Origin of the sequence: Mesorhizobium sp. WSM3864, assembly GCF_002294955.1 — a bacterium.
In the GTDB taxonomy this organism is placed as follows: Bacteria; Pseudomonadota; Alphaproteobacteria; order Rhizobiales; family Rhizobiaceae; genus Mesorhizobium.
Map to the genome: position 1 here is coordinate 136365 of NZ_NSGD01000003.1, position 26969 is coordinate 163333.

The 26969-nt window shown below is 61.3% G+C and carries 21 protein-coding genes; 5 read left to right on the forward strand and 16 right to left on the reverse strand.

Going from position 1 to position 26969, the window contains the following annotated elements:
• Nucleotide 1: 1 nt before the first annotated feature.
• The 5 genes from CK215_RS08510 to CK215_RS08530 all read right to left on the reverse strand — a co-directional run bounded on the left by CK215_RS08510 (nucleotide 2) and on the right by CK215_RS08530 (nucleotide 8156).
• On the reverse strand, nucleotides 2-1900 hold the full coding sequence (locus CK215_RS08510) for an ABC transporter substrate-binding protein (RefSeq protein ID WP_095830681.1): 1899 nt from the start codon (nucleotides 1898-1900) through the stop codon (nucleotides 2-4).
• The gene (locus CK215_RS08515; RefSeq protein WP_066994090.1) at nucleotides 1897-3792 is read right to left on the reverse strand and encodes an ABC transporter ATP-binding protein; all 1896 of its coding nucleotides are present in this window, start codon (nucleotides 3790-3792) and stop codon (nucleotides 1897-1899) included. Before CK215_RS08515 ends, CK215_RS08510 begins: the two co-directional genes overlap by 4 nt.
• A gap of 143 nt (nucleotides 3793-3935) precedes the next feature.
• Nucleotides 3936-5276, reverse strand: coding sequence for an adenylate/guanylate cyclase domain-containing protein (locus CK215_RS08520; protein ID WP_095830682.1), 1341 nt, complete (start codon nucleotides 5274-5276; stop codon nucleotides 3936-3938).
• Nucleotides 5277-5543: 267 nt separating this feature from the next.
• Nucleotides 5544-6887 (reverse strand): nucleotide sugar dehydrogenase, encoded by a 1344-nt coding sequence (locus CK215_RS08525; RefSeq protein WP_095830683.1) that lies wholly within the window; start codon nucleotides 6885-6887, stop codon nucleotides 5544-5546.
• Nucleotides 6888-6995: 108 nt separating this feature from the next.
• Complete coding sequence (locus CK215_RS08530; protein WP_095826851.1) at nucleotides 6996-8156, reverse strand: DUF3095 domain-containing protein; 1161 nt, start codon at nucleotides 8154-8156, stop codon at nucleotides 6996-6998.
• 93 nt (nucleotides 8157-8249) lie between these two features.
• Here CK215_RS08530 and CK215_RS08535 point away from each other — a divergent pair, with 93 nt between their 5' ends.
• Together CK215_RS08535 and CK215_RS08540 are read left to right on the forward strand one after the other, a co-directional pair.
• Entirely contained in the window at nucleotides 8250-9338 is a 1089-nt protein-coding gene (locus CK215_RS08535; protein ID WP_095830684.1) for a glycosyltransferase family 4 protein, read from the forward strand.
• Nucleotides 9335-10111, forward strand: coding sequence for a polysaccharide deacetylase family protein (locus CK215_RS08540; protein WP_095830685.1), 777 nt, complete (start codon nucleotides 9335-9337; stop codon nucleotides 10109-10111). Before CK215_RS08535 ends, CK215_RS08540 begins: the two co-directional genes overlap by 4 nt.
• Nucleotides 10112-10161: 50 nt before the next feature.
• On the opposite strand, the gene CK215_RS08545 is transcribed toward CK215_RS08540, so the two are convergent.
• The 4 genes from CK215_RS08545 to CK215_RS08560 all read right to left on the reverse strand — a co-directional run bounded on the left by CK215_RS08545 (nucleotide 10162) and on the right by CK215_RS08560 (nucleotide 14676).
• A complete protein-coding gene (locus CK215_RS08545) occupies nucleotides 10162-11007 on the reverse strand; it encodes an MBL fold metallo-hydrolase (RefSeq protein ID WP_095830686.1) in 846 nt (281 codons plus the stop codon).
• Nucleotides 11008-11043: 36 nt separating this feature from the next.
• Nucleotides 11044-11490, reverse strand: a complete 447-nt coding sequence (locus tag CK215_RS08550; RefSeq protein WP_095777238.1) for a cyclic nucleotide-binding domain-containing protein — start codon at nucleotides 11488-11490, stop codon at nucleotides 11044-11046.
• A 102-nt stretch (nucleotides 11491-11592) separates the two neighbouring features.
• Nucleotides 11593-14307: an ABC transporter ATP-binding protein gene (locus CK215_RS08555; RefSeq protein ID WP_095781213.1), complete on the reverse strand. Its 2715-nt coding sequence runs from the start codon at nucleotides 14305-14307 to the stop codon at nucleotides 11593-11595.
• Between the two features lie 15 nt (nucleotides 14308-14322).
• Complete coding sequence (locus CK215_RS08560; protein ID WP_141245463.1) at nucleotides 14323-14676, reverse strand: hypothetical protein; 354 nt, start codon at nucleotides 14674-14676, stop codon at nucleotides 14323-14325.
• An 83-nt stretch (nucleotides 14677-14759) separates the two neighbouring features.
• Here CK215_RS08560 and CK215_RS08565 point away from each other — a divergent pair, with 83 nt between their 5' ends.
• A complete protein-coding gene (locus CK215_RS08565) occupies nucleotides 14760-15431 on the forward strand; it encodes a class I SAM-dependent methyltransferase (protein WP_095830848.1) in 672 nt (223 codons plus the stop codon).
• A gap of 73 nt (nucleotides 15432-15504) precedes the next feature.
• Here CK215_RS08565 and CK215_RS08570 read toward each other — a convergent pair whose 3' ends face one another.
• The 3 genes from CK215_RS08570 to CK215_RS08580 are packed head-to-tail and all read right to left on the reverse strand — an operon-like array spanning nucleotide 15505 to nucleotide 19119.
• Nucleotides 15505-16662 (reverse strand): glycosyltransferase family protein, encoded by a 1158-nt coding sequence (locus tag CK215_RS08570; protein ID WP_095830688.1) that lies wholly within the window; start codon nucleotides 16660-16662, stop codon nucleotides 15505-15507.
• A complete protein-coding gene (locus CK215_RS08575; RefSeq protein WP_095830689.1) occupies nucleotides 16659-17903 on the reverse strand; it encodes a glycosyltransferase in 1245 nt (414 codons plus the stop codon). The genes CK215_RS08570 and CK215_RS08575 overlap by 4 nt, the downstream gene beginning before the upstream one ends.
• Nucleotide 17904: 1 nt before the next feature.
• Nucleotides 17905-19119, reverse strand: coding sequence for a glycosyltransferase family protein (locus CK215_RS08580; RefSeq protein WP_095830690.1), 1215 nt, complete (start codon nucleotides 19117-19119; stop codon nucleotides 17905-17907).
• A 672-nt stretch (nucleotides 19120-19791) separates the two neighbouring features.
• Between CK215_RS08580 and CK215_RS08585 the strand changes: the two genes are divergently transcribed.
• On the forward strand, nucleotides 19792-20652 hold the full coding sequence (locus CK215_RS08585; RefSeq protein WP_066994044.1) for a FecR domain-containing protein: 861 nt from the start codon (nucleotides 19792-19794) through the stop codon (nucleotides 20650-20652).
• A gap of 179 nt (nucleotides 20653-20831) precedes the next feature.
• On the opposite strand, the gene CK215_RS08590 is transcribed toward CK215_RS08585, so the two are convergent.
• The 4 genes from CK215_RS08590 to uxuA form a co-directional block, all read right to left on the reverse strand.
• Complete coding sequence (locus CK215_RS08590) at nucleotides 20832-23036, reverse strand: adenylate/guanylate cyclase domain-containing protein (protein WP_095830691.1); 2205 nt, start codon at nucleotides 23034-23036, stop codon at nucleotides 20832-20834.
• A 214-nt stretch (nucleotides 23037-23250) separates the two neighbouring features.
• The gene (locus CK215_RS08595) at nucleotides 23251-24495 is read right to left on the reverse strand and encodes an MFS transporter (RefSeq protein WP_095830692.1); all 1245 of its coding nucleotides are present in this window, start codon (nucleotides 24493-24495) and stop codon (nucleotides 23251-23253) included.
• Nucleotides 24492-24704, reverse strand: coding sequence for a hypothetical protein (locus tag CK215_RS08600; protein ID WP_095830693.1), 213 nt, complete (start codon nucleotides 24702-24704; stop codon nucleotides 24492-24494). Before CK215_RS08600 ends, CK215_RS08595 begins: the two co-directional genes overlap by 4 nt.
• 143 nt (nucleotides 24705-24847) lie before the next feature.
• Nucleotides 24848-26032: a mannonate dehydratase gene (uxuA, locus tag CK215_RS08605; protein WP_095830694.1), complete on the reverse strand. Its 1185-nt coding sequence runs from the start codon at nucleotides 26030-26032 to the stop codon at nucleotides 24848-24850.
• A 190-nt stretch (nucleotides 26033-26222) separates the two neighbouring features.
• Here uxuA and CK215_RS08610 point away from each other — a divergent pair, with 190 nt between their 5' ends.
• Nucleotides 26223-26954 carry an FCD domain-containing protein gene (locus CK215_RS08610; RefSeq protein WP_095830695.1) on the forward strand — a complete coding sequence of 244 codons (732 nt, stop codon included), beginning with the start codon at nucleotides 26223-26225 and terminating at the stop codon, nucleotides 26952-26954.
• Nucleotides 26955-26969 lie beyond the last annotated feature (15 nt).

Here is a 26969-nt window from a genome sequence, read left to right on the forward strand (position 1 = left end):
CTCAGGACTCTCCAAGCCAAAATGTATCGGGCATGTAGACACCGAAATAGGCGGTCGGGTCGTAGCCGTAGAGCGCCTTGTCAGGCAGATTGCGCAGCCGCGAGGAGGCCAGAACCGGCTGATATGTTCCGTTCACCGTGCCGATCGAAAACACCTGATCGGTGTAGATCGACAGCATTGAATTCCAGATTTCAGCGCGCTCCGTGGCTTCGGTCGATGCGTTCCAGCGCTTGAGTAAGGTCATCAACTCGACCACAGGCGGAAGATCGGGCGCCTCGCCGAGCCTGCCACGAGACAAGTAGTGAGCACCCCAGAGCGGCCATTGCAGTTGGTCGTCAATGGTGGGGGCCAGCTGGTACGGGTTCATATCGGCGGTCGGCACGCCATTGTCGATGCCCGACCACATCGACATCATGATCTGGCCGCCAAGCGCGCGACTGCGAAAGATGTCGCGCTGCGAAGTCCGGATGAACAGGGCGATACCGATCTGGCGCCAGTGATCGCTGATGAGCTCGAGCGCATCCGTTTCCAGCGTGCTTTCGCCGGCCGTTTCCACGACGATCTGCGCCGGGCGTCCATCGGGAAGTATCCGCAGGCCGTCATTGTCACGCGTCTGAAGCCCGACTTCGTCGAGTAGGGCATTGGCCTGATCAGGATCGTAGGTAACCCAGGCTTTCGCGAATTCGGGCCGGTAGAGCGGGCTCTCCGGCAGGACCGTATCGGCACTTTCCTGCGCCAATCCATAGAACACGGCCATATTGATCTCGCGCCTGTGCACAGCGAGCGACAGTGCTCGACGCACGCGCACGTCGCGAAAAAGGCCACGCCAGACCTGGTCGGCACAATTCAGATTGGGCAGCAGCGCCAGTCGCGAACCCTGTGTGCGTTTCCAGAGATGCATCTTGACCGGGTAGCGCTTCTCCGCGTCCTTCAGGAAGGAGTAATCGCTGAAATCAATTCCCATGCATTGCAGGTCGCTCTCGCCCGCGCCGGTCTTGGCGGAAATAATCGCCGACGAGCTCACATTCATGACAATCCGGTCAACATAGGGCAGTTGCCGGCCATTCTCGTCTATGCGGTGAAAGAACGGATTGCGCTCGAAGACGAACTGCTCAGCCGGCGGCTTGGTCCGGTTCCGCCAGGGATCGAGCGTCGGCAGTTCCGGGTTCTCCGGGCGATACTGCCGCGACATGCGGATATGCAGGAGCGTCCATTTCTTGGCCCTGTTCTCCTCCATCAGGCCGGCGAGCCGGAATGGATCCTGGTATTTCTTGTGGAACTGCTTGAGATAGGCGGCCGGCAGAACAAGCGATAGCGGCGAAGCAGCAGCGAGCTTGGGCAGGAAGTCGGGATTCGGCGCATCCCAGGTATAACGGACCGTCAACGGATCGACGATCTCGAAGCGTGGCGGTTTGCCGTCGGCCAGCAGGGCCGGGGCGAGCCCGCCTTGCGAAAGTTCGTCGTTCAGCCAGACATCTTCCCAGCAATAGCGAAAATCCTCCGGCGTCAGCAGGCTACCGTCAGACCATTTATGTCCTTCCCGTATCTTGAAGGTGAAGACGCGATCGTCTGCCACCTCGAAACTTTCAAGAATGTCGGCTTGCAAGTTGAGCTTTTCGTCATAGCCGACGAGGCGAGCATATCCGTAGATCGTCATCATCCGGATATCTTTCTGACTGCCGATGATCGTGCGCAGCGTGCCGCCATACTGGCCGGGCTGCCGCCCCATCGCAGCGAGATTCAACACGCGCGGGCTCTTGGGCAAGCGCTCGGAGAGTGCCGGCAGGGCCAGGGCCTTCAGAAGCGGCTGAAGAAATTCCGGCTCCAGATCGCCTGCGCGCAACGTGCCCGGCACAAACGCCGAAGCCATGAGTCCAAGGACGGTGCGCCGGCTGATCAATGGCGTAGCTCGCTGGCATCGGCCGAACGTCGGGCCAGCACGAGGTGACCGCCACCAAGATCGAGCGGCGACAGTACATCCTCGTCGCCCTCGTCGCGGAATTGCGGTCCCCATGCGCTGGTGTCGGAAGCGCCGCTGAGCTTCAGCGTCTTGAAATCCATCGGCCTGTCGAGGTCGGGGAAAGGTACTGCGGCGACGAGTGAGCGCGTGTAGGGGTGGATCGGTTTCCTCAGCAGAGTTTCGCGTGGCGCAAGCTCGACGATACGCCCGCCGCACATCACTGCGATTCGGTCTGCCATGTAGTCCACCACCGCCAGATTGTGCGATATGAACAGGTAGGTCAGGCCCAGTTCCTTCTGCAGGTCCTTCAGCAGGTTCAAGATCTGCGCCTGGACAGAGACGTCGAGCGCCGAAACCGGCTCGTCGCAGATCAGCAGTTCAGGGCCCAGCGCCAACGCGCGCGCGATGCCGATACGCTGACGCTGCCCGCCGGAGAAACTGTGGGGATAGCGCTTGATGAAGCGCGGATCGAGCCCGATCGCCTGCATCAGGCTCTTGACAGTGGCGAGTCGGGACGCGGCATCGCCACGTTGATGGATCTCCAGCGGCTCGCTCAGGATGTTCTCCACCGTCATGCGAGGTGACAGCGATGAAACCGGATCCTGGAAGACCATCTGGATTTTGGCGCGCAGCATGCGCAGGGCGTCTCCCTCGCCTTGCAAGACGTCGATCGCTCCATCGCGGCCGTTGAACGTCACTGAGCCGCCGCTAGGGGTGATAGCCCGCATAAGGATCTTGCTGACCGTGGTTTTGCCGGAGCCGCTTTCGCCGACCAGCCCCAGGCACTCGCCGCGCCTGATATCGAAGCTCACGCCGCCCACGGCGCGAACCGTGGTTTGATGATCCCCGCCAAACAATCCGGACTTGCGGATTGTGAAGGTCTTTTTCAGATCCCTGACCGACAACAGGATATCGTCTGGCCCCTTCGACGGCGGCGCCGTCTGCTTGCCGAGCAGGCTCTCGACATTCACCGGCACCTCGCGCAACGCCTTTAGCCTTTCGCCAGGCTTCAGGTCGAAATGCGGAACGGCTGCCATCAGGCCCTTCAGGTAGGGGTGACCTGGTCGGCGGAATATCGCCTCGACAGGTCCCGCTTCCATGATCTCGCCATGGTACATGACCACGACCTCGTCGGCGACGTTGGCGACCACGCCGAGGTCGTGGGTGATCAGCAACATCGCCATGTTCAGCTTGGTCTGAAGGCCGCGCAGCAAATGGAGGATTTGCGCCTGGATGGTGACGTCCAACGCCGTCGTCGGCTCGTCGGCGATCAACAGGGCGGGCCGGCAGATAAGCGCCATGGCGATCATGGCGCGCTGACGCAATCCTCCTGAAAGCTCAAAGGGATACATATCATAGGCGCGTTTGGGACTCGGAAAGCCGACAAGACCGAGCATTTCCTCGGTCCGCGCCTTGCGCTCCGCCCGAGCCATGGGGGTATGAATCTGCAAGGATTCGCTGACCTGGTTGCCGATCGTGTGCAGCGGCGACAGCGATGTCATCGGCTCCTGAAAGATCTTGCCGATGCGGCTGCCTCTCAATGCCCGGATTTCGGGTCCGTCACGTGGCATCTTCAGGATATCTTGCGTGGTGCCGGGCCTTTCAGGATCGGAGAACAGGATACGGCCGCGAACATGGGCTGATCCCGGCAGAATGCCCATCACTGCCTGGCTGAGAACCGATTTTCCGGAGCCGGACTCGCCCACAAGCGCGGTAACCTTGCCGGGCAGGACGCGAAGATTTGCGCGCCTGACGGCATGCAACGGTCCGCCGATGATGGCAAAAGAGATGCCAACATCCTCGATCCGCAGCAGATCAACACCCGAATTCATTCCACACCAGCCCCAATCTGGCAGGTTCGGAAGCGAGACTAACCTATTGCCAGCTTAGAGCAACTTGGATTCGGAACGGTCGCCAGCGGCGGAACCGGCGAGCGGACTGTCTATCTGGGGCCCTTCGGATCAGGTCGTGGCGGTTACTGGAGCTTGCTCGGGTCGCCCGCCGACAGCCGCGCGGCATCGCGGTGAAGCAGCATGACCTGCTCGGCGTCCGATCTTCGGTCATAAACCGGCTCCAGCGTACCGTCTTCATCGACTGCGAGAGCACCCGACAGATCGGGTGAGAGCACCGTCAGTTTCTGCTTGATGCCAGCCAGTTCCTCGCTGCCGAGCGTCAGCCAGTTGCTGGCGCCGCAATAGCTGGCGAAGTCCTTGCTGGCGAGAATGCTGTGCGGATATTTCTTGGTCAGTACCTGGAGGCGCTGGACCTCGTTTACAGCCGAGCCGAAGACGGAGAATGTGAGCCGGTCGGTAAGCCCGACATTGCCGAACATCACATTGCCGACATGTAGGCCGATACCAAATTTTATGTCGGTTAGCCCCTTTTCCTTTCTGCGCAGATTGAGATCCGTCACGCGCGCTGTGGCGCTGCGCGCTGCCGCAAGAGCAGCCTGGCAGGCGATCTCGGACTGCGAGCGATGCCTTTCGCAAGGGTAAACGGCGATGAAGCCATCCCCGATGAAACTCATGATCTGCCCACCTTTGCGATTGAAAGGTGCTGCAACGGCGTCGAAAAACTGGTTCAGCGTATCGATATAGATTTCACGGCCGGAGGTTTCGGCAAGCCTTGACGACCCGCGCATGTCGCCCATGACCAGCGCGGCCCGGATTGTATCGCCCTCGCCGCGCTTGATCTGACCGTCAAGCACGCGCCTGCCGGCGTCGCCGCCGAGATAAGTGGTCATCATGTTGTCGGCGAGCTTGGTGAGCACCGCCATCTTGGTTGCCATAGCGAGATGGCTCTGGATGCGCAGCAGCGCCGAAATCATGCTGTCGCTGAACCCTGCGGCACTGTCGGTGGACCAGGACCCCATCATGCCCTGACTGGCGTTGCCGTTGAAGGAATGCACGAAAGCCAAATAGTCGGTGACGCCTATAAGCCTGAGATCATCGAAAACAGGAAACTCTGAAGGCAGCGACGGGTCGAGCCGGCGTCGCAGGTGGTCGAGCTTATTGCTGAGCAGATGATAGTATGGGCTGGTCAGGAACCTGTCGGACGGCGCGCCGGGCTCATTGCGGAAGCTTTCGATTTCTAAGCCTCGGCCGCGAACCCAGGTGAAGCCAAGCGCATCATAAAGCGGATGAAGCATCGAAAAGCTCAAATGCACCCGCTTCAACGGCAGGCCGGCAGCAGCCAGCCGTTCGCAAAAGCCTTTTACCAATGTTTCCAGGTCGTTGCCGGCAAGTACCGATTGGTTCAGCCAATCGGCTACCTTATCCATGAGAATGGTGGAAATTTCTGCTTGCGTTGTGCTCATGCTATCTCGAAACTCCTCGAAGACGAGGCATTGTCCTTTGATCCGCCCACAACACAGTTCGCCAACGACCCCAAGAAGAGATCCCCGAAGTCAATGAAGCCAGCTTTGGCAGGAAAAGCCGGCGAAGAACTTCGCAACTGGCTGTCCGTGCGGGCGAGCGACAGGCGTAACTGTATCTATTAACTGGGGCATTATGTGTCGACGCTGCCGGCCGAGTGCAACCACGATCCTGACATCGAGCAAAGAATTGGCCGGCTCAGACCGCCGTCAGGCCTTCACCACCGTTTCTCGGGCTAGCCCGAGGCGGCCAAAAACATTGCGCGTGTCGACGATCAGAAGGGCGTGATCGGCGATCGCCTGATAGTCGATCGCGTCGTGGTCGGTTGCAACGACGACAGCATCGAAATCCTTCAAGGTTGCCTCGCTCAATTCGACAGACCGACGCCCCTTGATCGCCATATGCTCCCGTGTCGTCGGAATTTCTCTGACGTGCGGATCGTGGAATTCGGCCTTGCCGCCCCATTCCTCGATGAGTTCAATGAGCCGCAATGAAGGGCTCTCGCGGATGTCCGGAACATTCTTCTTATAGGCGAGCCCAATGATGAGAATGCGCGAGCGGCTGAGCGCCTTGCCGCAACGCTGGTCCAGCGCCCTGGCCAGTTCATCGACCACATGACGCGGCATAGCCGTGTTGATCTCTGCCGCCAGCTCGATGAAGCGGGTCGGCAGTTCGTATTCGCGCGCCTTCCACGTCAGGTAGAAAGGATCGATGGGGACGCAGTGCCCGCCAAGTCCGGGCCCAGGATAGAAAGGCATGTAGCCGAAGGGCTTGCTCTTTGCCGCCTCGATCACCTCCCAGATGTCGATGCCCATCGCACCGAGCACGACCTTCAACTCGTTGACCAGGGCTATGTTGACCGAGCGAAAGATGTTTTCCGTCAGCTTGACCGCCTCGGCGGTCGCCGTGGTGGAAACCGGAACGACGGTCTTGACCACACCCTGGTAGAAAGCCTTCACGAGCGCCGCGGCTTCAATGCCGTCGCCTGCCACGACCTTGGGGATCGTCGCGACTTCAAAGCTGCGGTTGCCGGGATCCTCGCGTTCGGGCGAGAAGCCAAGGAAGAAGTCTATCTTCGACTGCAAGCCGGTTTGTTCCAGGATGGGCTTGATCACGTCGTCGGTGGTGCCGGGATAGGTGGTCGATTCCAGCACGACCAGCTGGCCGAGACGCAGATGCTTCGCGATGGTGCCTGCCGTGTTCCTGACAAAAGAGAGGTCTGGCTCGCGGTTTTTCGTCAGCGGCGTCGGAACGCAGATGACGATGACATCGCAGGCGGCCAGTTCGGTAAAATCCGCAGTGGCGCGAAACCGTCCGCTCGCCACCTCGACGGCAAGGGCAGTGGACGTCACCGCCTCGATATATGATTGCCCGCTGTTCAGATTCTCGACCTTCTGGGCTTCAATGTCGAAGCCGAAAACCGGGAAGCCGGCGCGTGCTACCGCGACGGCCAGTGGCAATCCGACATAACCCAGTCCGATCACCCCGACTTGCGCGGTGCGCGTCGAAATCCGGTTCAGCAGACTGTCATATGTCGATCGTGAGGCGTCCAAAAATCTGTTTTCCTCAATGTGGACAGACTGCCCGCTTCCACGGCGAGGCTCATGTGGGCCCAACAACCCCGAGGCATATTGCGGAAAATGGATCTCCGCAAGCCGTCGTCAGGCCGACACCTTCGCCTTCAGGCTTGCGGCAGCCATCGCATAACCGCCGGCGGCGCCGTCGATGAAATGAACGTGATCGCGCTGCAGCGGCGAGGCGACGAGGCACGTCATCAAGGCCGATTGCTGGCGGTGCAGGCCATAGGTGCAAATGCCCGCCTCTTCGGCCTGCTGCAGCCGGTTCTCGATCCGCTGCAACAAATCCGCATCTACGTCGACGGTCATCTTCAAGCCGTCATCGAACTTCCGGAAATCCGAATTGCTGGCCACGTCGCGTTTGTAGATCTTCGGATCGAACCTCCCGATCGTCCAGCCATATCGATCGGTGACAGCCGCAAGCGACAACAGGAACACTATCCACAGCTTCGACAACCACCGCCTTCCCGCCGGCGCGACGGCCCGGGCCTCGAGATCGAGGCCGGCGGGCGAAAAACCGTAGGCCGGCCCGTTCACCGGCACCGGATGGCCATCGCGTTCCTGTCGACCGACAAGGGCGATGATGTCGGAAGCCAGAACCTGAAAACCGCGCACATCGCGCGAGGCCCCCGGAATGGCTATGATCGAGACGATTTCGCCATGCCGGGCTTCGATCGGGCTCCAGCGGCAGGAGAGACCGGTCAAATCCGGCCGCGCGTTGGCCGGCGCAGGATCGATCAGGTAGCGCCCCGCTTTCATCTCGGCTTCCGCCCAACTGCCGCCGCCGCCGGCAAACATGGCATAGAACACCGCTTCGGAGGCCCGGAACCTCGCTACCCGAACGTCGAGGCCTTGCGCTCTTATATCCTCTATCGGCACGATTGCGGCGCGCAAGGTCAGGGCCAACTCGTCCGCCACCCATCGCTGGACGGCCGCCAGGGCGTTGCGCGTGATCTCCAGCGCCGAACTCGGAAACGCCACGAGCGCGCCGTCGCCGCCGAAGACAAAGGGAAGATCTTGCCGACCCAGGGCATTGAGCAGCGCCGAAATGACGCTGGCGCCGGCCATATTCACGGTTTTATAGCGCCCGGCCCCGATCGCCTTGGTCGAGCCGACGATGTCGGCGGTGGCCAGCGCCCAGCCATCGGGGAGCGGCCGATAGTTGTCGATATCGGCAACGCTTTCGAACTTCGCGAACACCGGCAAGGAAGCGACGAACGGGTCGGACGCTGCGGCTGTTTCCATGAGCATGCAATAGCACATTCCACTGCTTGAAGGTGAAACTCGATCATGCTTCGAAATTGACTTGCGCAGGCTTTCCAATGATAGGCTCCGGCGATGCGAATTGCCTTCTACGCGCCGCTGAAGTCGCCCAATCATGCCGTTGCCTCTGGCGACCGTCAGATGGCACGGATGTTGATCAAGGCGCTTGAGCATGGAGGGCATCGCGTCGATCTGGCATCCGAATTGCGCTTCTATCTACGCGAACCGGAGTCGAAAAGTTTCGATGCGCTCAAGGTCGAAGCCCGACAGGAAGTCGCGCGGCTGACAGAGCTTTGGCAGCGTGACGGCAAGCCCGACCTCTGGTTCTCCTATCATCTCTATTACAAGGCGCCCGACCTGATCGGGCCCGAGCTGGCGTCGGCCTTTGCCATCCCCTATGTGACCGCGGAAGCCTCCTATTCGAAGCGGCGCAACGTCGGTTTTTGGGCCGATATGCAAGCCTTGGTGGCGCGAGCCGTCGAACAGGCGGCGCTGAACATCTGCTTCACGCAAAGGGATCGTCGGGGACTGACAGACGCTCTTCCAGACGCCGTTTTCGGCATGCTTTCGCCCTTCATCGACACATCGGTATTCCGGGAACTGCCGGCGCGTGGTTGTCCGACGCGTCTCGTTACCGTCGCCATGATGCGACCGGGCGACAAGGTCGATAGCTATCGCATGCTCGCGCACGCCCTCGCTCCGATCGGCCACCTGCCCTGGACCATGTCGGTCGTCGGGGACGGGCCTGCCCGTGACGAGGTCAAAGCGCAATTCGCCGGCCTGCCCGCCGACCGGATCGAATGGCTTGGCGCGATCGAGCCAGCCGCCGTGCCGGATGTCCTCTACAGTGGAGGGATTTACGTCTGGCCGGGTTGCGGCGAAGCTTATGGCGTTGCCTATCTTGAAGCACAAGCTGCCGGCCTTCCGGTGGTGGCGCAGGACATCGCCGGCGTGCCGGAGGTCGTGCGGGATGGCCAGACCGGATTTCTCACCCCGCCGGGCGATGTGGCAGCGTTCACGTCTGCCATTGAAAGGCTTCTGGTCCGTGACGACGAAAGAACCACCATGGCCGGCAACGCCAGACGTTTCATCCTCGAAGAACGCTCTCTCGGTACTGCAGCGGCGCGGCTTTCCGAACTTCTTGCGAAGATCGCGGTTGCATGACATTCGATCAGATCTGGCAGCCCTTGGTGGAAGAACTGGCGTGCTGGCGACGGGCGGACCGCAAGGCGGAGTTCTGGTTGCGCGACGACGACGCTGTGGATCCGACGGCTGCGCTTGATCGGCTGCTGGAACTCACCCGTGCATTCGAGGTTCCGCTCACTCTGGCCGTCATTCCGGCGCTGACCGACGAGAGGCTTGTCGTCCGGCTTGACGAGGCGCCGCATGCCTCGGTCGCCATCCATGGCTGGGCGCACCGAAACTATGCGCCGCAGGACCAGAAAAAGCAGGAACTCGGCGCCCATCGGCCACGCCAGGCGGTGCTCGATGAGATGGCCCGCGGGCTGTCGCGCCTAACCGGGTTGCACGGCGCGCGTGCCGTTCCGATGCTGGTGCCACCCTGGAACAGAATCGACGCCGGCTTGGTATCGGAGCTTGGATCGGTAGGATTTGCGGCATTGTCGGTCTTTGGGCCGCCGAAGCCGGCCCCAGTGCCGGTCATCAACAGCAATGTCGACATCATCGATTGGCATGGCACGCGCGGCTGTCGCGATCATGGGTCCTTGGTTCAGGCCATCATTGCGCAATTGCGGCATGCATTCGACGGTGGCGAACCGGTCGGCCTGCTCACCCATCATCTCGTCCACGATGAATCGGCCTGGCTTTTTCTCGAACGGCTGTTCACAGTCGCCGCACAGACTGAAGCCTGCGCATGGCTTCCGATCAGGACATTGATCGGGCGTAGCGGCGGTAGAGCAATTCCAGGAAAAGTGTGAGCGATTTTCCTCCGGAATTGCATCAAAACAATAAGATAGAGCAAAATAGCTCAGCGCTTTTTGTGCAATGAGACTGGAAATTTGAGCGTCTGGCCGTCCCGCGCGGCAAAAGCGCCGGCAAACCTGGCTTTGGCCAGTTTCTCGATCTCGTCCAATTGGTCGTCGGTGCGTGTCGGATCGTGGTGGAACAGCCCAAGCCCTCGGGCACCGGCTGCCTCACACAGTTTGACGCCCTGCTGCCATGTCGAGTGCCCGTTGCCACGGCGGTCTTCCATTTCGTCCTCGGTGTAGGTGCAATCGTAGATGACGAGGTCGGCGTCTTCGATCAGGTCGAGCACCGCCTGATCGAGCTTACCCGGCTCGTGCTCAGTGTCTGTGATCACCGCCACGATGCGGCCGCCCCATTCGACGCGGTAACCTATGCAGCCTCCCGGATGGTTGAGACTGCCGGTCCGGACGACCACTCCTTCGCGCGGCCTTAGAACGTCTCCGGATACGAAATCGCGGCAGTCGATGCTTGCCTTGCAGATGTCGAGCTTGGCCGGAAACCACGGCGGCCGCATGAATTCATCGACCATCTGACGGGTCGTCATGCGTCCTGCAAGATGGCCGGACCAAAGCCTGACCTTGACGCTCCGGTCATAGATCGGTTTGAAAGCCGGCAGCCCGATGATGTGATCGTAATGGCAATGGGTGAAAAACAGCTCGAAATCGGTCACGCCCGAGGCCCGAAACGCTCTGCCGGCAAGCCCTAGGCCAGAGCCGGCGTCGAACAGAAGCCTATGCTTGCCGCATCGCATCTCAATGCAGCTCGTGTTGCCGCCATAGCGAGAGAATTCTGGTCCCGATACCGAAATGCTGCCCCGCACGCCCCAAAACCTGACCAGGAAATCCATGCTGCTCCTTCGTCCGTCGTGGCCAAACAACTGCTGCTAGGCGTTTCGTGCGTCGATCAGGTCCGCGGTCGTATGGCTTAGACGATCGGCAAGAACCCGCAATATCTCAATGGTCATCTCCGGGAACTCCTTCATAAGCCTCAGGAAATGATCCTTGCTGATTTTCAAGGCTTCCAGCGGACTTGCCGCTCTGACGGTGGCAGTGCGGGAGCTGTTGCACAAGATGGCGATCTCGCCAACGATCGAATTTGGCAGCAGTTCGGCAACTTTTATCGGCCCGCTGTCGGAATCGACCAGAACATCCGCCCTGCCTGAGAGGATGACATAGGCGGCGTCTCCCTCGTCGCCCTGCCGGAAAAGGATCTGGCCGGCGCTGTAGCTCACGCGATCGGATGTGAACGCAAGCAGCTTGAGCTTTGTCGGTTCGATGCCGGAGAACAAGGGAACGCGTTGCAGCATTCCAACTTCATCCTTGAGCAGCATTGTCGCAAACCTTCTCAAAATTCGCGTTTGCCAGGCGCCGTATCCCGTGGCCTTGCAGCCAATTCCCACCGACAGAACGATCCCATCTCAATGCCCGTTGGTCTAAGACAGCAGTTCCTTGAAGATACCCTTCCCTGCCAAAAGTGTCTCGAGCGTTCCGTCTTCCACCAATTTACCCGAGTCGAAGACGATAACGCGATCGAACATCATCCCCATTGCCGGATTCGTCACGACCCACACAATTGCCGGCGAATGGCCGTCGCACCTGGCTTCGTCGAGCACGTTTCGCAGCACCTTGTCCTGCGCACGCTGGTCGAGCGCCGACAGCGGCCGGTTGAGAATGAGAAAATCGGGACGCTTGAGCAGGGCCCGGGCAACATCGAGCTTCTGCCGCTGTCCAGCGGTCAGCCGCCTGCCGCCGGCGCCGACGTTGAAGTCCAGGCCAACATCCAGAAGTTCGGCATAAAGCCCCAATTCGTCGAGAATGTCATAGACGATGGAGCGGATGCGATCCGGCGCGTCGGGATGGTTGTTGCCCACACGCCCGAACAGGACATTATCCATGACGCTGGCCGCGGCAATGTATTTGGCAGGATCATAGCGTTCGATCGCATTTTGCAGCTCGGACGGCAGGGTTTCATAGAACCGGTTGCGTGCAGCGACGATCTTGCTCATCAGATCCTCGCTCAGCAGGCCGAAGCGGTGCCGGGGCTCGATATAGGCAAAGCTCAGTGTAACGATCATGGCGCGATCGTTCTCCGAAACTGCCTCGTAGGGACGGTTCTTGAGCCGTTGTAGCAAGGTTTCGTAGGCGGGTATCTCTTCGGCGCCCATGAAGGCGAGCTGCTGGAAGAACTGGTGATCGGGCGGCAGGTCGGCAAACAGCTCGATCGCCTGTTCGGCGATCTCCATGCCCATTTCGAAAAGCGTGCGGTCGAGCCCGGCTTGTCTCAGCACAGAAGCAAAATAGGGATTGGCCGCTAGCGCCTTGTCGGCCAGTTCGGGGCCGGCGGCCGCGCCGAAGAGCAGGTTTTGGCCGATCGATGCTTCCTTGTTGTAGGCGCCTGGTTCGAAAGGAACCACCAGTCCGCTCAGCCCTTCCTGTTCCAGCCTGGTTCGCAGCGCCGCACGCAATTCGACGATACGCCTGGCGAGTTCCGTGTGACGCGTCAGGTCAGCCGAGGAGCGCAAGCCGAGATCCAGAATGTCGCGCGACAGAAGAACCGCGTCGAGCACCCGGCGCACTGCCTCAAAGAGGTCGTGCGGGCCGGTGGCCCCGGCGGAAGCATAGTCGATCCAGTCGCTCCGGATATCGAGGTCCGAATTGCCCGACCGCCGCGCCTCGTGAATGTTCCAGCGCTGCTGGTCTGCCGCAGCACCCTCATAAGGCACCGATGTCAGCGGCGCATGCTTCAACCCGTAGAGCAGGTTATCGCGGAGGCTTGCATGGAACAGGAAAACATCCGACGAGGCGTAGGACATGCGCCGGCCGGTCACCGCTTCGGGAAGTTCAAGCAGGTCGTCGGCGCCCGAAGCGATCTTTCCGCTGTCCGGCCAGTTCAACCGCGCAAAGGCTTCCGCAAGCGCCTCCGCTCCACCTGTTGCGGTGCTGACCAGCGCCACCGTCTCACCCGGCTTGACCTGGAGCGAGATCCGGTCGAGGAGCATTCCACCGCCATCGTCCGCTATGGACAGATTGATCGCCGACAGGGGGTTGGTCATCGGACCGGGAGCGTCGATCGTCAACGCTCCAATTCTCGGCGCAATGAGACCCTCGACGGTGAATTGCTCAACGACCTGCTGGTATTTGACCTGGACGTCCTGCCGAGCCTGATCCCAGTCGATCAGTTCCTTCATCGGTCCGGGCAGGTCCTTGTAGGCGCTGATCACGGCCACCAGCTGGCCGACGTCCAGCCGCCCCCGGATGACCAGGTAGCCGCCGATCATGTAGAACAGAAAGGGCGTGAGCTGCGCCAGAAAATTGTTGAGGAACTTCACCATGAATTTCCATTGGTAAAGATCGAAGCGGATCTTGAAGATGAGGCCGAGCCGAGCAGCTATGTCGGCGCGCTCGTAGTTTGAGGTGTCGTGGACGTGAACGGCGCCGATGCCGTCGACGATTTCGCCGACCCGGCCCGAGAGCGCGCGCGCCGTTAACTGCCGTTCGCGCCCGAGCACGATCAGCCGCCGCCGCATGCGCGGGATGAGCACGATCTGGATCACCACGATCACGACCGCAATCGTTCCGAGCCAGAAGTTTTGCACCATGATGAACAGCATGGCCGTCAGCGCCTGACCGCCGAGCAGCACCGGCTGCAGGAAGGCATCGCCGATGAAGCCCCCCAGCGGCTCCACCTCGTCCTTCACCATGGTCGCCACTTCGGCGGATTTCACGCGTTTGAAGTAAATCGGCGGAAACCGCAGCACGCGATCGATCAGATCGAATCGGATACGCCGCAGCATACGCTCGCCAAGTCGGCCTTTGTAAGTGTTGATGTAGAGTTTGAACAGGCCGTTGATGATGACTAGCAAAAGGAAAACAATACTCAGCGCAAACAGCGTCTCCGTGCGGTCGAGCTGAAAGCCGGAGAAGAACTGCACCTCACCAATGAATGGCAGGTCATAGTGCAGCCTCATGAACGGCTGGGTCGCACCGGGTTCTCCGAAACCCTTACCTTGGATGGGGCCGTTGACGATCAGCTTCGGCAGATCGAAGGATATGAAATACGGGATCATCGAAAGCACGACGATCATCAATATCCAGACCTGCTGCTTCTTGGTGTGCGTCCAGATATAGCGGGCTAAACTGGGTTCCATCCGACCATGGACCGTTCAATTGGAAGGCTGCAGGACATAGAAGCACCTGCTGGCTAATGGCGCATCGGCAATTTCTTCGTCGCCAACGACATGCTTCGAGCCACAGTGCACCGTGATTGTCCTGCGCTCAACGATGAAAGGACGCTGCGAGGCGGCGCGATCCAGTTCAGGCGCATGGTCGATGACCGCAACACGGGCATTGTTGATCAGCGAAGAAAGCAGCTGGCCAAACGATTGACGGCTGCCGTGGCGTTTTGGCGAACGGCCGCCACAGCTGCGCTGCTGATGCTGGCGCATGAACGCCGATGGTCCGGACTGATGCGACAGCCCCTCTCCGGCACGGGGCAATGGCGAAGCGGCGTGCACCATGATCAACGTCCGCGAACCAACCAGCCTTGCCGGGGCAAGATTGCGTTGTGTCGCCCGAAATCCCAACCTACAAGACGAGTATGATGGATGTCACGCAACCACGCAATGCGGGCATGGACGGGCACGAACAGGCCTTGGACCTCACGCGGGGAATTGCCGCCTATGTCAACCACCCTCTCGTGGCAGGGCTGGCGCGCGTCATCGCCAAGCATCCGCACGCCGATATCGCCAACGCCTTCAACCACAAGCAGGTCGCCTGCAAGATGTGGGCGCTCGACAGGCTGTTCGACAGCTGCGGCGGCCGGTTCGGCCGCATATGGGTTCTGGGTGGATGGTACGGCGTATTGCCGGCAATGCTTTTCAACGATGCTCGCTTCGACATCGGGGCGATTGATAGCATCGACATCGATCCCGAAGTTGCGCCGGTCGCCCGGACCCTCAACCGGGATGCCGTTGACCGGTTCCGGGCGCTGACGGCAGATATGTACGCCGTTGACTATGCGGCCGCGCAGCCCGACCTGGTGGTCAATACGAGCTGCGAACACATAGTCGATCTGCGCGCCTGGCTTGCCCTGCTTCCGCGGGGCACGAATGTATTGCTGCAATCGAACGATTATTTCAGCGAGCCGACCCACATCAACTGCGTGGCTTCACTGGCAGCCTTCGAAGCAATGGCGGCGCTACGGGAGGTGCGGTTCTCGGGCGAACTGCCGACAAAAAATTATACGCGCTTCATGCTGATTGGAACTGTTTAACGCATTTCGCTCAAAGCGTGACGGCTGTCGGATAACGACGTCGCGCGAATCTCACCGGGGCGACGCGCGTCAGCTAGAGTTCCGTTTTCAGGGACCATGTTCGATGTCGCTCGCGCAGGATTTGCGCTGAGCGACGCGCGCCTTCCAGATCGAGACGATGCGCGGACGGCCTCGGTCCAGCAAGCGCCTGTTCGATCGCTCGCGCCAAACCTTCAGGCGTTAGGTCCTTTTCCGTCAGCACCGTTGCAAGACCGAGTTCTTCGAGCATCAGGGCGCGAACCGTCTGTTCGGTTTCCGCACCCGCTGCAAACGGAACGAGCAGGGAGCGACAACCCGCGCGCAGGACGTCGCAGACCGTGTTGTAACCCGCCTGCGAGACCGAGAGGCGGGCGCCGGTCAGCAGGCTGGCGAAATCCTCGCGGAACCGGAAGACGGACAGGCCCGGCGTGGTATCGCGTGCGATCGCGTCGAACTCGCCTTTCGGCAGGTTGGGACCGGTGATCAAACACCATTTCCAAGCGCTGTTGGCATTCCGCGCCGCTGCGATAGTGGCACTGACGAGGCTCTTTCCGGCAGCCCCGCCGCCAACCGACACCAGAACGTCGAAGCGCTCGGAGACCGCGGACGGTGGCGGCGCGGCAACGAGCCCAGTGTAGACAACCTTGGCCCTGATCGCCCCAGCCAGTGGAAATGTCTTGTCGATGGTTGCGAAAGCCGGATCGCCGTGGACCATGACAAGGTCGAAATGCCTGTTGATGAGATCGACCGTTTCCTCGTTTCGGCCCGGCTTGACGCGCTCCTGAAGGATATCACGGACGGACGTCGCCAGGAGCGGTCTGCGGGATGTCGCCTCGATGGCCTCGATCAGCGGCAGGAGTTCGAAACGCATCTGCCGACGTCCAAATGGAAACGCCTCGACAATGACGATATCGGGCCCGCAATCCCGGTAGGCCTGCAACAGCATCTCCGAACGCCATTTCTTGAAATCATCGTCGATGGGTTTGCCCTGCAGGTCGACAAGTCCGGAAAATCCTTCATAGCCGGAGGTTACGGGTGGCAGAGATACAGATTTTACCCCCGATCCTGGAAACCCCGCGATCGGCGCGCCGCCGGTCACGACGGTGACGTCAAACCCGTCATCGACCAGAGCCGCCGCAATACGGCTGGCGCGCGCAAGATGGCCGATACCCAGGAGGTGCTGGACATAGAAGAAGGCGCGCAGTCGCTTCATTCGGCGGCCCGCCACTCCCGCTCGAACAGTTCCTTGAGCTGCCCAATGCTTGTCATATGATCGAAATTGGCGCGTACGCGCCACTCTGCAGCGTCACCGAGGCGGGCGCGCAGCAGGGGATCACGGATAAGGCGCTCCAGCGCCTGTGCCAGGGCAATTGGATTTTCTGTCGGGACCAGCAGCCCGGTTTCATCCGGAGATAAAAGCTCCGGCACGCCGGAAATATCGGTCGACACGCAGGCAAGCCGCTGGCTGGCCGCTTCAACCAGAACATTCGGCAGACCGTCCCGGTCGCCATTTGCGGTGATCCTGCAGGCCAGGGCGAAGATGTCGGCGCGGCGGTAGTGCTCAAGCACCTCCTCCTGAGCAAGCGCGCCTTTCCAAGAGACGCGACCATCCAGTCCGAGCTTTTGCGCCAGCGCCTTGAGCCGTTCCAGTTCCTCGCCGCCGCCGACATGCTCGAAACGCCAGCCCAAATCACCAGGCAGGAGGGCAAGCGCCTCCAGCAACGTATCGTAACCTTTCTTTTCAACGGCGCGCCCGACACTCAGAACGACAACCGGTTCGTCCGGTGCCGAGCCGTCATGCGGTTTCCGCGCCCCGCGGAAGCTGCCGAAGCGATCAAGGTCGAGCCCATGATAGCTCAGATGTAATGACGAGTTGCCGTTAGCGAGTTTTTTCAGACGGTCGAAGCCGGTTTTCGTGCAGGTGACCGTCCAGCGCGCCGAGGAAAGCTTGCCGGCCAGATCCCAGTCAGCCGAAGTCCAAATGTCCTTGGCATGGGCCGAGCAGCTCCAGGGCAGACCGCGAAGCTGGCTGGCATAGCGTGTCACCGATGCCGGTGTGTGCGCGAAATGCGCATGCAGCCAGCCCGCATCTTCCGGCCATTCGGCCGCCAGCACGAGTGCTTGCCCGAAGCGGCGCACGCGATTGCGCGTAAAGTCGCGGGGGATGTCGGCAGCCAGCGATCCGAGCGCGCGCCAGAAGCCTGGCCGCAGCAGACAAGCAAACAGCGAGCGAGCCACGCGCAGCGGTTCTTCATGCAGGTATTCCGGCAGATAATGGACGGGCGCTTTGATCTCGTTATGCACCGGATGGCGTTTTGCGTCGGTTGGCCGCCTCAGCGCAACGAGTATCAGGTCGAACCCTGCTCGCTCCAACCCGAGCAGTTCCTGCGCGATGAAGGTTTCCGACAGCCGCGGATAACCCTTCAGAACCACGACGATCTTGCGATGTTGCAACTCAGTTGATGCCTTCAATGACCGAAAGATGATGGCCGGCCCGCCTGTCGAGCAGTTCCGCGACGATCGCGGAAATATGAGGCAGCCCTTCCAGCCTCAGATGCGGATTGCTCTGCGATGGGCGGGGCCGATCCGGCAGCACCTTCAGTGTATCGGCAAACCGCTGGGAATCCTCGGCTTCTTCCGGCGAAAGCATCTTGATGAGACCGAGTTCGGCTGCTCGCCGTGCGCGGATCAGTTGCTCCTCGCGCGGCTTGACGCGCGGCACGATCAGCGCCGGCTTGTCGAAAGACAGTATCTCGCAATAGGTGTTGTAACCGCCCATCGCCACTACCGCCTTGGCGCCGGCAATCAGCTCTTCCATGCGGTTGTCGAATTCGATGATCTTGATATACGGGATTTTGGACCCCTTCTTAAGAAACTTGTTGCGCTTGCGCGCCGGCATGTAGGGCCCAAGCACGATCAACGCCCTATGCTGCAATTGCGGATCCTGCTGATAGGCATCGATAACGTTGTGGATCAGATCGGCGCCGTCGCCGCCGCCACCGGTCGTAACGAGGATATAGTCGCCCTCGGGGCGGTGGCCGGGCAACTCGTTCTTCTGCAGGCTCCGTTGCAGGAAACCGACGAACTTCATCCTTGCCCTGATAGCCGGCGGCACATCCAGGCCGGTCAACGGATCGTAAAAATCCGGCGGACCGTAGGCCCAGACCTTGTCGTAGAACAGGCCTATCTTGCGCATCACATCCCTGCGTTCCCACTCTGCTTCCAGCAGATGCGGCGCATCCATCACCTCGCGCAGGCCAAGCACCAGCGTAGTGCCTCGCGTCTTGAGGTAGGACAGCGTGTCCTCGATCTCACCGCGCAGCCCGAGCGGTTCCTTGTCGACGATGAAGATATCCGGCCGAAACGTCTCGGCTGTGTGGCGAATGATCGACTGGCGCATTCTTAGCGTCTCATGCAGATCGATATCCTTTTCCAGCGAGGTGTATTCGCCGTTGCGCAACTTGATGACGCTCGGGATCTTCACGAAGTCGACGCGGGCGCGGTAGTCGAAGGCGCCGGCGATAGGCGCGCCCGAAATGATAAGCACCTGAAGTCCGTGGAAATCCTCGACCAGGGAATGCGCGATCGTGCGGCAGCGCTGCAAGTGGCCGAGCCCGAACGTGTCGTGGCTGTACATGAGAATTCGAGCATCTTGTACGTGCTGGGTCATTGTCGAACCTCTTTAGAATTCTCGCCTGAGGACCGCGGGCCCCCGCAGGATTCGAACCCATTTCTCGCGGGTCTATCGACCTGTTTTGAACATGAGGGAGCAATTTTTTCAAATTATATTACCCAAGAGGGTTCATATGCTGAGCAGCGTCTGCTCAGCTGCTATGCACATTGGATCCGATGCCCAGCCTATTTGCCTTGTCGGCCTCGTGCGCTGCAGATAGATCACGGCGGATACATGCACTCGTATCGAGACGGGTCGCGGGCTGGCCGATTGCTTGCTTTCAGAAATGCGGCCAGGGCGATGGCGCTCCTCCCTCGTGGCCGACGCGGCTAAACTGCCCAAGAATGGGCTGAAGATCTGCAAAGACAGCGCGCCGACTCAAACCATGATCGATGCCCCAGATGCGGGCGCTCTCGCGCCGCCCACGCAGAACATCGCCTTGTCCCTCAGCCAGACGAATTCAGTAACAGCATTGGCGTTATCCCACCTCCGACCCGATGAGCGAGGGGGCAACCCGCGCGGCCCACCCAAGCGCAGGACCTAACGTCGACAATTGTGCCTTCGAGCGTCGCCCGAGCGAAAGAGCCATGTCCTACTCAAATTGAGGTATGACTCCGCGGGGACAGCCTTTCAAGCATGTGCTAATAAAGGCGTTTCGGGGAGGATGCCATGCCGTCCTTGAGGTGGGCTGCAGTTGTCGCGCTTGCCGCGAATCTCATCAATGCGCCGACCATAGCCGCCGAAGCAGTGGGCCGGGCAGTCGTGATCAAGACTGCCGTTACCGGCGCAACCGGACCACTGGTGGTCAGCGCACCCGTTCATCGGGACGAACGTATCAGGACATCCAACACCGGGCTTGGCCAATTCGTGTTCCGGGATGGCACCAAGCTGGCGGTGGGGTGGGGTTCTTCCGTCGTCCTCGACAAATACGTCTTCAACGATGATAATTCGGTGAAGAAGCTCACCATCCGCGCTGCCAAGGGAACGTTTCGCTGGATAAGCGGGAACTCGCCTTCGTCCGCCTACCAGATTGTGACGCCCGCAGGCACAATAGGCGTGCGGGGAACAGCATTCGATGTCCACATCGCGCCCAACGGCAAAACCGCCGTCGTGCTGCTGAAGGGGTCGGCCCGATTCTGCAGCGGCGGCGGATGCAGGGAACTGAAGCGGCGCTGCGATTGTGTGGTCGCGACGCCGTCAGGCTCAATGACCGACGTTGTCAAGGTCAATCGATCTGTGCTCACCACACTCGGGACCTCGCGGGCATTGCCGTTTCTGACCGGCAATCAGCAGCTCTCGGGAGGCTTTGACGCAATCGGCGGAAATTGCGGGCTTACGGCTGCCATTCAGCAGGAGCATACGGCGCGGCCGCAGCGGCGCAACTCACCGGCACCACCCGGTCCGGGCACCCCCGATCCGCCGAGCCCGCCGCGGGGCGACAAAGATGACGGCAACAACGGCCATGGAAATGATCCGGGCAAGCACGATCCCAGCAATCCCGGAAAATCCAAGGGTCCTGGCAAAAAGTAGCGACGACGGCGGTGGCCGGCAGCGGCAAGAGCAACGGATAGCCGCTCTTTTTCTCGGCGCGTCCGTATCCGCACTTCGCCAACCGGTCTGGGCCAACTCGCCTCTACGTCGGGGTGGACGAAATTGTTGCCCTTGAACACCACCGAGTCGAGCGGTCGACCGCCCTGCATGAATGAAGGTCAGGAACCGGAGCCGAATTGTTGCTCCGCATAGCCGGCATTCGTTTCCATCGCCGCTCCCGCCCGTTTGCCAGCAAAATCATCCGCTCTGCGCGAGATCCGGCCATAGAATTCCTGCAATCCTGCCGGTAGCCCCGCGCTTTTGGCTTTGGCCGCCGCGATCATCTTTCGGCTGCCTGGCAAGCGCGATTGCAACGCCTCCACGAGCTTGCCGTGGAGAAGCCGCAATTCGGCAAAATCCGGCGACGACCCAACGTTTTCATCGCCTACGACGGCATTGATTCTGGTCCTCGTGCTCTTTCCCTTGAGTTCCAGCGATCCCGCGTCGAGCAAGGCCCAGCCTTGCAGCGATCTTACTGTGTCGTCGGACGCGAGGATATCGAAACTCACCGTCTTGCACGTTGTCTCGATACGCGCTGCGATGTTCACCGCGTCGCCAACGGCCGAATAGTTGAAACGCGACTCCGCGCCCATATTTCCGACACAGGCGACGCCGGTATGGATTCCGATACCGATGCGAACCGTCTGCCCGGCCCCGAATCCGAATGCATCGCTTTCGTTGAGGCGGGCAATCGTCTCGCGCATCGCCAATGCCGCGCGAGCGGCTTTGCGGGGATGATCGGTGACGTCGACCGGGGCATTCCAAAAGGCCATGATCGAATCGCCGATGAACTTGTCGAGCGTGCCTTCATTGGCGGTGACATGACGGCTGAGCGCGTCGAGAAGCGTGTTCAAAAACCGCACGACGGCGGTGGGCGGCAGTCTTTCGCTGATCTCCGTGAAGTTTCGCACATCGACAAACATCACGGTCAGCTCTCGGTCGTCGCCGCCAAGACGAAGCGCGTCGCGCGTGTGCTCGATCCGGTAGAGAAGCGATGGCGACAAATACTGACCGAAGGCCCGCCGGATCGCGCGCCGCTCTCGATCAGTCACCAGGAAGCGGAAAGAGGTTGTCGCGAAATGCGTGATCGTGCCCATGAGGATCGGCGCAAACGGGTCGAACAGCAGTCCCGCAAGCGAAAAGGCAAACCATGATGCGACGAGCGCCAGTCCCGTGATCGCAAGGCCGCAGGCGAGCGCAATCGCGGGGCTTACGAAAATCGTCAGAATCACCAGGAGGCTGCCGAGCATCGCGATCGACGCGATTTCCAGCCCGTTTGCCCAATCGGGCCGAGACAGATAGTGGCCGGACAGCACCTGTTCAACGATCTGCGCGTGGATCGAGACGCCCGGCACGTTCTCACCGAGCGCGGTGACACGAATGTCCTGCAGCCCGGCGGCCGAAGTGCCGACAAACACGATGCTGCCTTCGATCGCGGCCCTCGTTTCGGACGAGACGCCGCCGGGTGCAAGCACGTCCTTCGCCGAAACATAACGCTCGGCCCTGTCGGGACTGACATAGAGCCAGAGTTCGCCGGCCGAGGTCACCGGGATAACGAAGTCGCCGATCTTGACGGAGGTCATTATGCCCTGCCGATCCGGCGCGCCGGCAATGAGGTAGGTGGAGGCCCCCTGCGCTACTCTTATGGCTTCGAGGGCAAGATCCGGATAAAGCTGCTCGCCATCAGTCAGAAAGAGTGGGGCTGTCCTCACCACAGCGGTCGATCTGCCGGGATTGAGGCTGATGTGTCCGATGCCGGGTGAATTGGCCTCAAGCTGCGGCCGCAGCGGCGTGGCTGCCTTGATAGGCGGAGGAGCAGCGATCGGGCTCTCGCCCGTAAAGGCAATGCCAGCCTTGATTTGCGGCCGATAGTTCCCTTCGTTGGAGATGCCGTAGCCCAGGATAACTGGCTTGCCGGCGATCGACCCGGCGAAGATCTCGTCATTGTCGGGCAGGCGGTCGAGCAGGGCCGGATCGATGCCCGGCACGTCGCGGAGGACAGTGCGAGGCGACAGCCGGTCGGGCTCGGCGAAAAGAATGTCAAACGCGATGGCTGCCGCACCAAGCTCCGTCAGCTTTTCGACCAGGGCCGCCATGCGATCCCTGGGCCACGGCCACTGCCCGAACTGCTGCAATGAGACCTCGTCGATGTCCACCACGCGGACGGGCATCGACTCGAAGCGGCGAGGTGCCAGCCTCTGATACTGGTCGAACGTCGCTTCGCGGGCGAGTCTCAACGGCTGCGGGTCGCTCGCCCGGACAATGGTAAGCGCTGCGACCAGCGACAGACCCAGGATGACGCCGGCCAACTGGGCGCGTGTCATGACATCTGCACCAGTAACTGTGCCGCGTATCCTGCCTGCATGGCCCGCTCCGGGAGGCAGCTTTCGAGCCTCGAAGCTAGGCTGCATTGTTCCCGGCAAATGTGCAATCGCCAACCTTACGCCCAACGGAGCAGCGCGGGCCCAGCGCTGGCGATTTGCGTAGCGACGAAGTTGTCAATCGGCTCCAGCGCTAGACAGTCGAGGAGCAAGAGCGCTAGCGGAGGCCGCCGGCCATTTTCACGCTCTCCGGCAAGTTTCGCAACCACAGCATAGCGGCCGCCCCGAGAAGCGGGCCCGGCACCAGCAGCAGGAAGGCCCAGCGCCAGCCGCCGATGAAGTCGGCGAAGCGCGGCGTCAGCCAGATAGCGAGCACCGTCAGCGCAAAGCCGGAGCCAAGCTGCACCGACAGCGCCGTGCCGACGAAGCGGCGATCGCCAAGCTCGGTCACTGCGGCGGAGAATTGCGCCGAATCGCCGATCACCGAAATACCCCAGACGACGGCGACCAGCATGAAGAGCCAAAGCGGCCCGGCAAACAGGAAGCCCATCAGCAGCGCACAGCTTCCCGAGACGATCATCATGCCGGCGGTGGTCGCGGTTCTGCCGATGCGGTCCGACAGATAGCCGCCCAACAGGCAGCCAATGATGCCGGAGGCGACGACGAAGAAGGTCGAAAGCGAGGCGGCAGCGGCCGATCCGATCGCCTGCGCCTCGAATGCCGAGCGCGTATAGGCAAGCAGCCACGCCCACATGGCGTAGAGTTCCCACATATGGCCGAGATAGCTGAGATTGGCCAGGAGCAGCGGCCGCTCGCGAAACACCTGCCCGATGCGCGATGGCTCGAACACCGCCTTGCCGAAAGGATAGGGCCCCTCCCTTGCGAACAAGAGAAACAGGAGCGCGCCGACCGTCGTTGCTACACTGGCGGCCGCGACCACCGGCCGCCAGTCGAGCGCGGTCAGGACAGCGCGAAAAAGATGCGGCAGCGCCGAGCCGATGGTGAGCGCGCCTATGACTGCGCCGAGCGCCAGCCCCCGGTGGCGCGTGAACCAGGTGGCGACGAGCTTCAGCGCCGGCGGATAGAGGCCGGCAAGTGCTGCGCCGGTGACAATACGCGCGGCGATCACGCCGCCTGGTCCGGGATGAAGCAGCAGGCTCGCATTGGCGAGCGCGGCGACAAAAGCGGCGGCCGCCATCAGCCGGCTGAGCCGCACCAAATCGGGAAGATTGACCAGGCTCGCCCCCAGCGCACCGATCACGAAGCCGACCTGAACGCCGTTGGTCAGCCAGGCCTCCCCGCCGGCGCCGAGCGCAAGCTCCTGCCTCAGTTCGGGCAGGATGGCCGTCGCCGAAAACCAGGTGGTCAGCGACAGAACGACCGCCAGGCAAAGCAGCGACAGCACACGCCAGCGGCCGCGGTCAGCGGCCATGCCAAGCGGGCTGCCGCTCACCGCGCTCATGCGCCTTGCAGCGGGACGGTCAACACGGCCACCGCGCCGGTGGGACAAAGCTCCCCCTGGCCGTTGCGCAGGCTGGTCTCGATCTTGCAGATCGGCTTGTCGGGGCGCAACTTCTTGACCTCCACGCGTCCGGTGATCGCCTCGTCAACGCCGACCGCCTTGACGAACTTCCATGCGATTTCAAGAAAGACCGTCCCGGCCCCAGGCAAATCCTCCGCGACCAGGTATTGAGAGTACCAGAACTGACGCGGCCGTGGAGGATCAGCTTGCCGAACACCGATTGGTCGGCCGGCACGCGGTCATCCTGCATCGGATTTCGCTCGCCGGTAGCGTCGGTGGAAGGCTTCGATTCTTATGCCAGCCCGAACCGTTCGACGGCCCGCATGATGCCGCGCAGTTCGGCGAGGCCCTTCAGCCTGCCGATCAGCGAATAACCGGGATTGATCCTGGTCTTGCCGATGTCGTCGGCAAGCAGATGTCCGTGATCGGGCCGCATCGGAATGCGCCAGTCGGCGCGGCCTTCCTTCCGACGGCGCGCTTCCTCCTGCATCAGGGCGAGGATGACATGCGCCATGTCGGTGCCGCCCTCGAGATGCTCGGCCTCATAGAAGGAGCCGTCATCCTCGATGGTGACGTTGCGCAGATGGACGAAATGGATGCGGCCGGCGAACTCCTTGACCATGGCGACGATGTCGTTGTCGGCACGCGTGCCGTAGGAGCCTGTGCAGAATGTCAGGCCGTTTGCCGGGCTGTCCACGGCATTGAGAATGAACCGCGCATCTTCGGCTGTCGAAACGATGCGCGGCAGGCCGTAGAGCGAGAAGGGCGGATCGTCGGGATGGATGCACATGCGCACCCCTTCCTGTTCGGCGACCGGAATAATCTCGCGCAGGAACCAGGCGAGATTGTCGCGCAATTCCCTTGGCCCAATCGAATCGTACTCGGCCAAGGCCTCGCGAAAAGTGTCCCGGTTGTAGCTGCGCTCGGTGGCGGGCAGTCCGGCGATAAGGTTACGCTCGATCCGGTCGATTTTCTCGTCGCTGATCTCTTTCAATCGCGCTTCCGCTTCGGCAATGCGCGCGGCGCTGTAGCCGGCCTCGGCATTCCGTCGCTTCAGCACGAACAGGTCGTAGGCCGCGAAATCGATCGCGTCGAAACGCAATGCATAACCCGTCGTCGGAAGGCGATACGCCAGATCGGTGCGGGTCCAGTCGACCACAGGCATGAAATTGTAGCAGATCGTCGCCATGCCGGCCTTCGCCAGCGCTCGGATCGTATCCTTGTAAAAGCCGACATAGCGCAGCCGTTCCGGCGAGCCGATCTTGATCGAGTTGTGGACGGGGATGCTCTCGACGACCGACCAGGTCAGCCCCGCCGCCTCGATGATCCGCTTGCGCTCCAGGATGTTTTCCAGCGGCCAGGCGCGCCCGTCATAGATGTAGTGCAGCGCCGAGACGACGCCCGTCGCCCCGGCCTGCTTGACGTGATCCAGCGTCACCGGATCGTCCGGGCCATACCAACGCCAGCACTGCTCCATTTGCTGCCTTCCTTTGAGAGAGAGCGGAAACTTATTGTTGGACCAGGATGAGAGTCAATCGACAATTTCGGCTTTCTCGAACGCCTGACGGCCGACAGGTAGCGCGGTAAACTGATCGAGACGGCGTCCAACTCGATTGTTTTCCCGGAATCTTGGGATATCCTGGTCCAACAATTTGGGAGATTCGTCATTGGAAAATTCTCACGCCGCGCGCGAGAGCGGCGCCCGCCGCCACCCCGGCGGCAGCTCGGCGGTCGATGCCGCGGCCGGGCGGATCCTCGATCTCATCCGCTCGCGGCAGCTCAATGTCGGCGACGTGCTGCCGACAGAGCGCGAGCTCAGCGAGATCACCGGCGCCAGTCGCAACACCGTGCGCGAGGCTTTGCGCGCTATCCGTACCTACGGGCTGATCGAACCGAAACCCCGCGTCGGGGCTGTGCTCGCCGACGGGCATGGCATCGCCATCCAGAATTTCTTTGCCGCGCATATGGATGTCTCGCGCTCCTCCTTCGCCGACATTCAGGGCTTCAGGCGCATCATCGAAGTCGGCATCGGCGACCACATCGTGCTCAACGCCACCAACGAGCAGATCGAAGCGCTCGACGCGGTCAACGCGCGGATCGTCGAGAGCCGCTCGATCGAGGAAGCCGCCGAGAATGATTTCGACTTCCACATGGCGTTGATCGGGCTGGCGGACAACCGCATGCTGTCGGACATGTATTCCTTCCTTTCCCCGGTGATCCTGCGGATCATGACCATCGGCAAGGAGATGCGCCCGGTCCTGGCCGACACCCGCGCCGCGCATGGCGAGATCGTCGCCGCCCTGCGCGCGCGCGACAGGGTGGCCTACGCCTACCTGATGAGCCGCCATCTGGATTTCGCCCTGCGATTCCTGCCGGAAGAGCCGGGTTCCGACACGTGACTGAAGGAGTTCCCG

Excerpts from the sequence above, each read along its gene's own strand:
- CK215_RS08540 (WP_095830685.1), top strand. The coding sequence starts at position 9,335 with ATGACATTCGATCAGATCTGGCAGCCCTTGGTGGAAGAACTGGCGTGC.
- CK215_RS08535 (WP_095830684.1), top strand. The coding sequence starts at position 8,250 with ATGCGAATTGCCTTCTACGCGCCGCTGAAGTCGCCCAATCATGCCGTT.
- CK215_RS08565 (WP_095830848.1), top strand. The coding sequence starts at position 14,760 with ATGGATGTCACGCAACCACGCAATGCGGGCATGGACGGGCACGAACAG.
- CK215_RS08570 (WP_095830688.1), bottom strand. The coding sequence starts at position 16,662 with ATGAAGCGACTGCGCGCCTTCTTCTATGTCCAGCACCTCCTGGGTATC.
- CK215_RS08530 (WP_095826851.1), bottom strand. The coding sequence starts at position 8,156 with ATGGAAACAGCCGCAGCGTCCGACCCGTTCGTCGCTTCCTTGCCGGTG.
- CK215_RS08595 (WP_095830692.1), bottom strand. The coding sequence starts at position 24,495 with ATGAGCGCGGTGAGCGGCAGCCCGCTTGGCATGGCCGCTGACCGCGGC.
- CK215_RS08550 (WP_095777238.1), bottom strand. The coding sequence starts at position 11,490 with ATGCTGCTCAAGGATGAAGTTGGAATGCTGCAACGCGTTCCCTTGTTC.
- CK215_RS08515 (WP_066994090.1), bottom strand. The coding sequence starts at position 3,792 with ATGAATTCGGGTGTTGATCTGCTGCGGATCGAGGATGTTGGCATCTCT.
- CK215_RS08520 (WP_095830682.1), bottom strand. The coding sequence starts at position 5,276 with ATGAGCACAACGCAAGCAGAAATTTCCACCATTCTCATGGATAAGGTA.
- uxuA (WP_095830694.1), bottom strand. The coding sequence starts at position 26,032 with ATGGAGCAGTGCTGGCGTTGGTATGGCCCGGACGATCCGGTGACGCTG.
- CK215_RS08580 (WP_095830690.1), bottom strand. The coding sequence starts at position 19,119 with ATGACCCAGCACGTACAAGATGCTCGAATTCTCATGTACAGCCACGAC.
- CK215_RS08545 (WP_095830686.1), bottom strand. The coding sequence starts at position 11,007 with ATGGATTTCCTGGTCAGGTTTTGGGGCGTGCGGGGCAGCATTTCGGTA.
- CK215_RS08560 (WP_141245463.1), bottom strand. The coding sequence starts at position 14,676 with ATGGTGCACGCCGCTTCGCCATTGCCCCGTGCCGGAGAGGGGCTGTCG.
- CK215_RS08590 (WP_095830691.1), bottom strand. The coding sequence starts at position 23,036 with ATGACACGCGCCCAGTTGGCCGGCGTCATCCTGGGTCTGTCGCTGGTC.
- CK215_RS08555 (WP_095781213.1), bottom strand. The coding sequence starts at position 14,307 with ATGGAACCCAGTTTAGCCCGCTATATCTGGACGCACACCAAGAAGCAG.
- CK215_RS08585 (WP_066994044.1), top strand. The coding sequence starts at position 19,792 with ATGCCGTCCTTGAGGTGGGCTGCAGTTGTCGCGCTTGCCGCGAATCTC.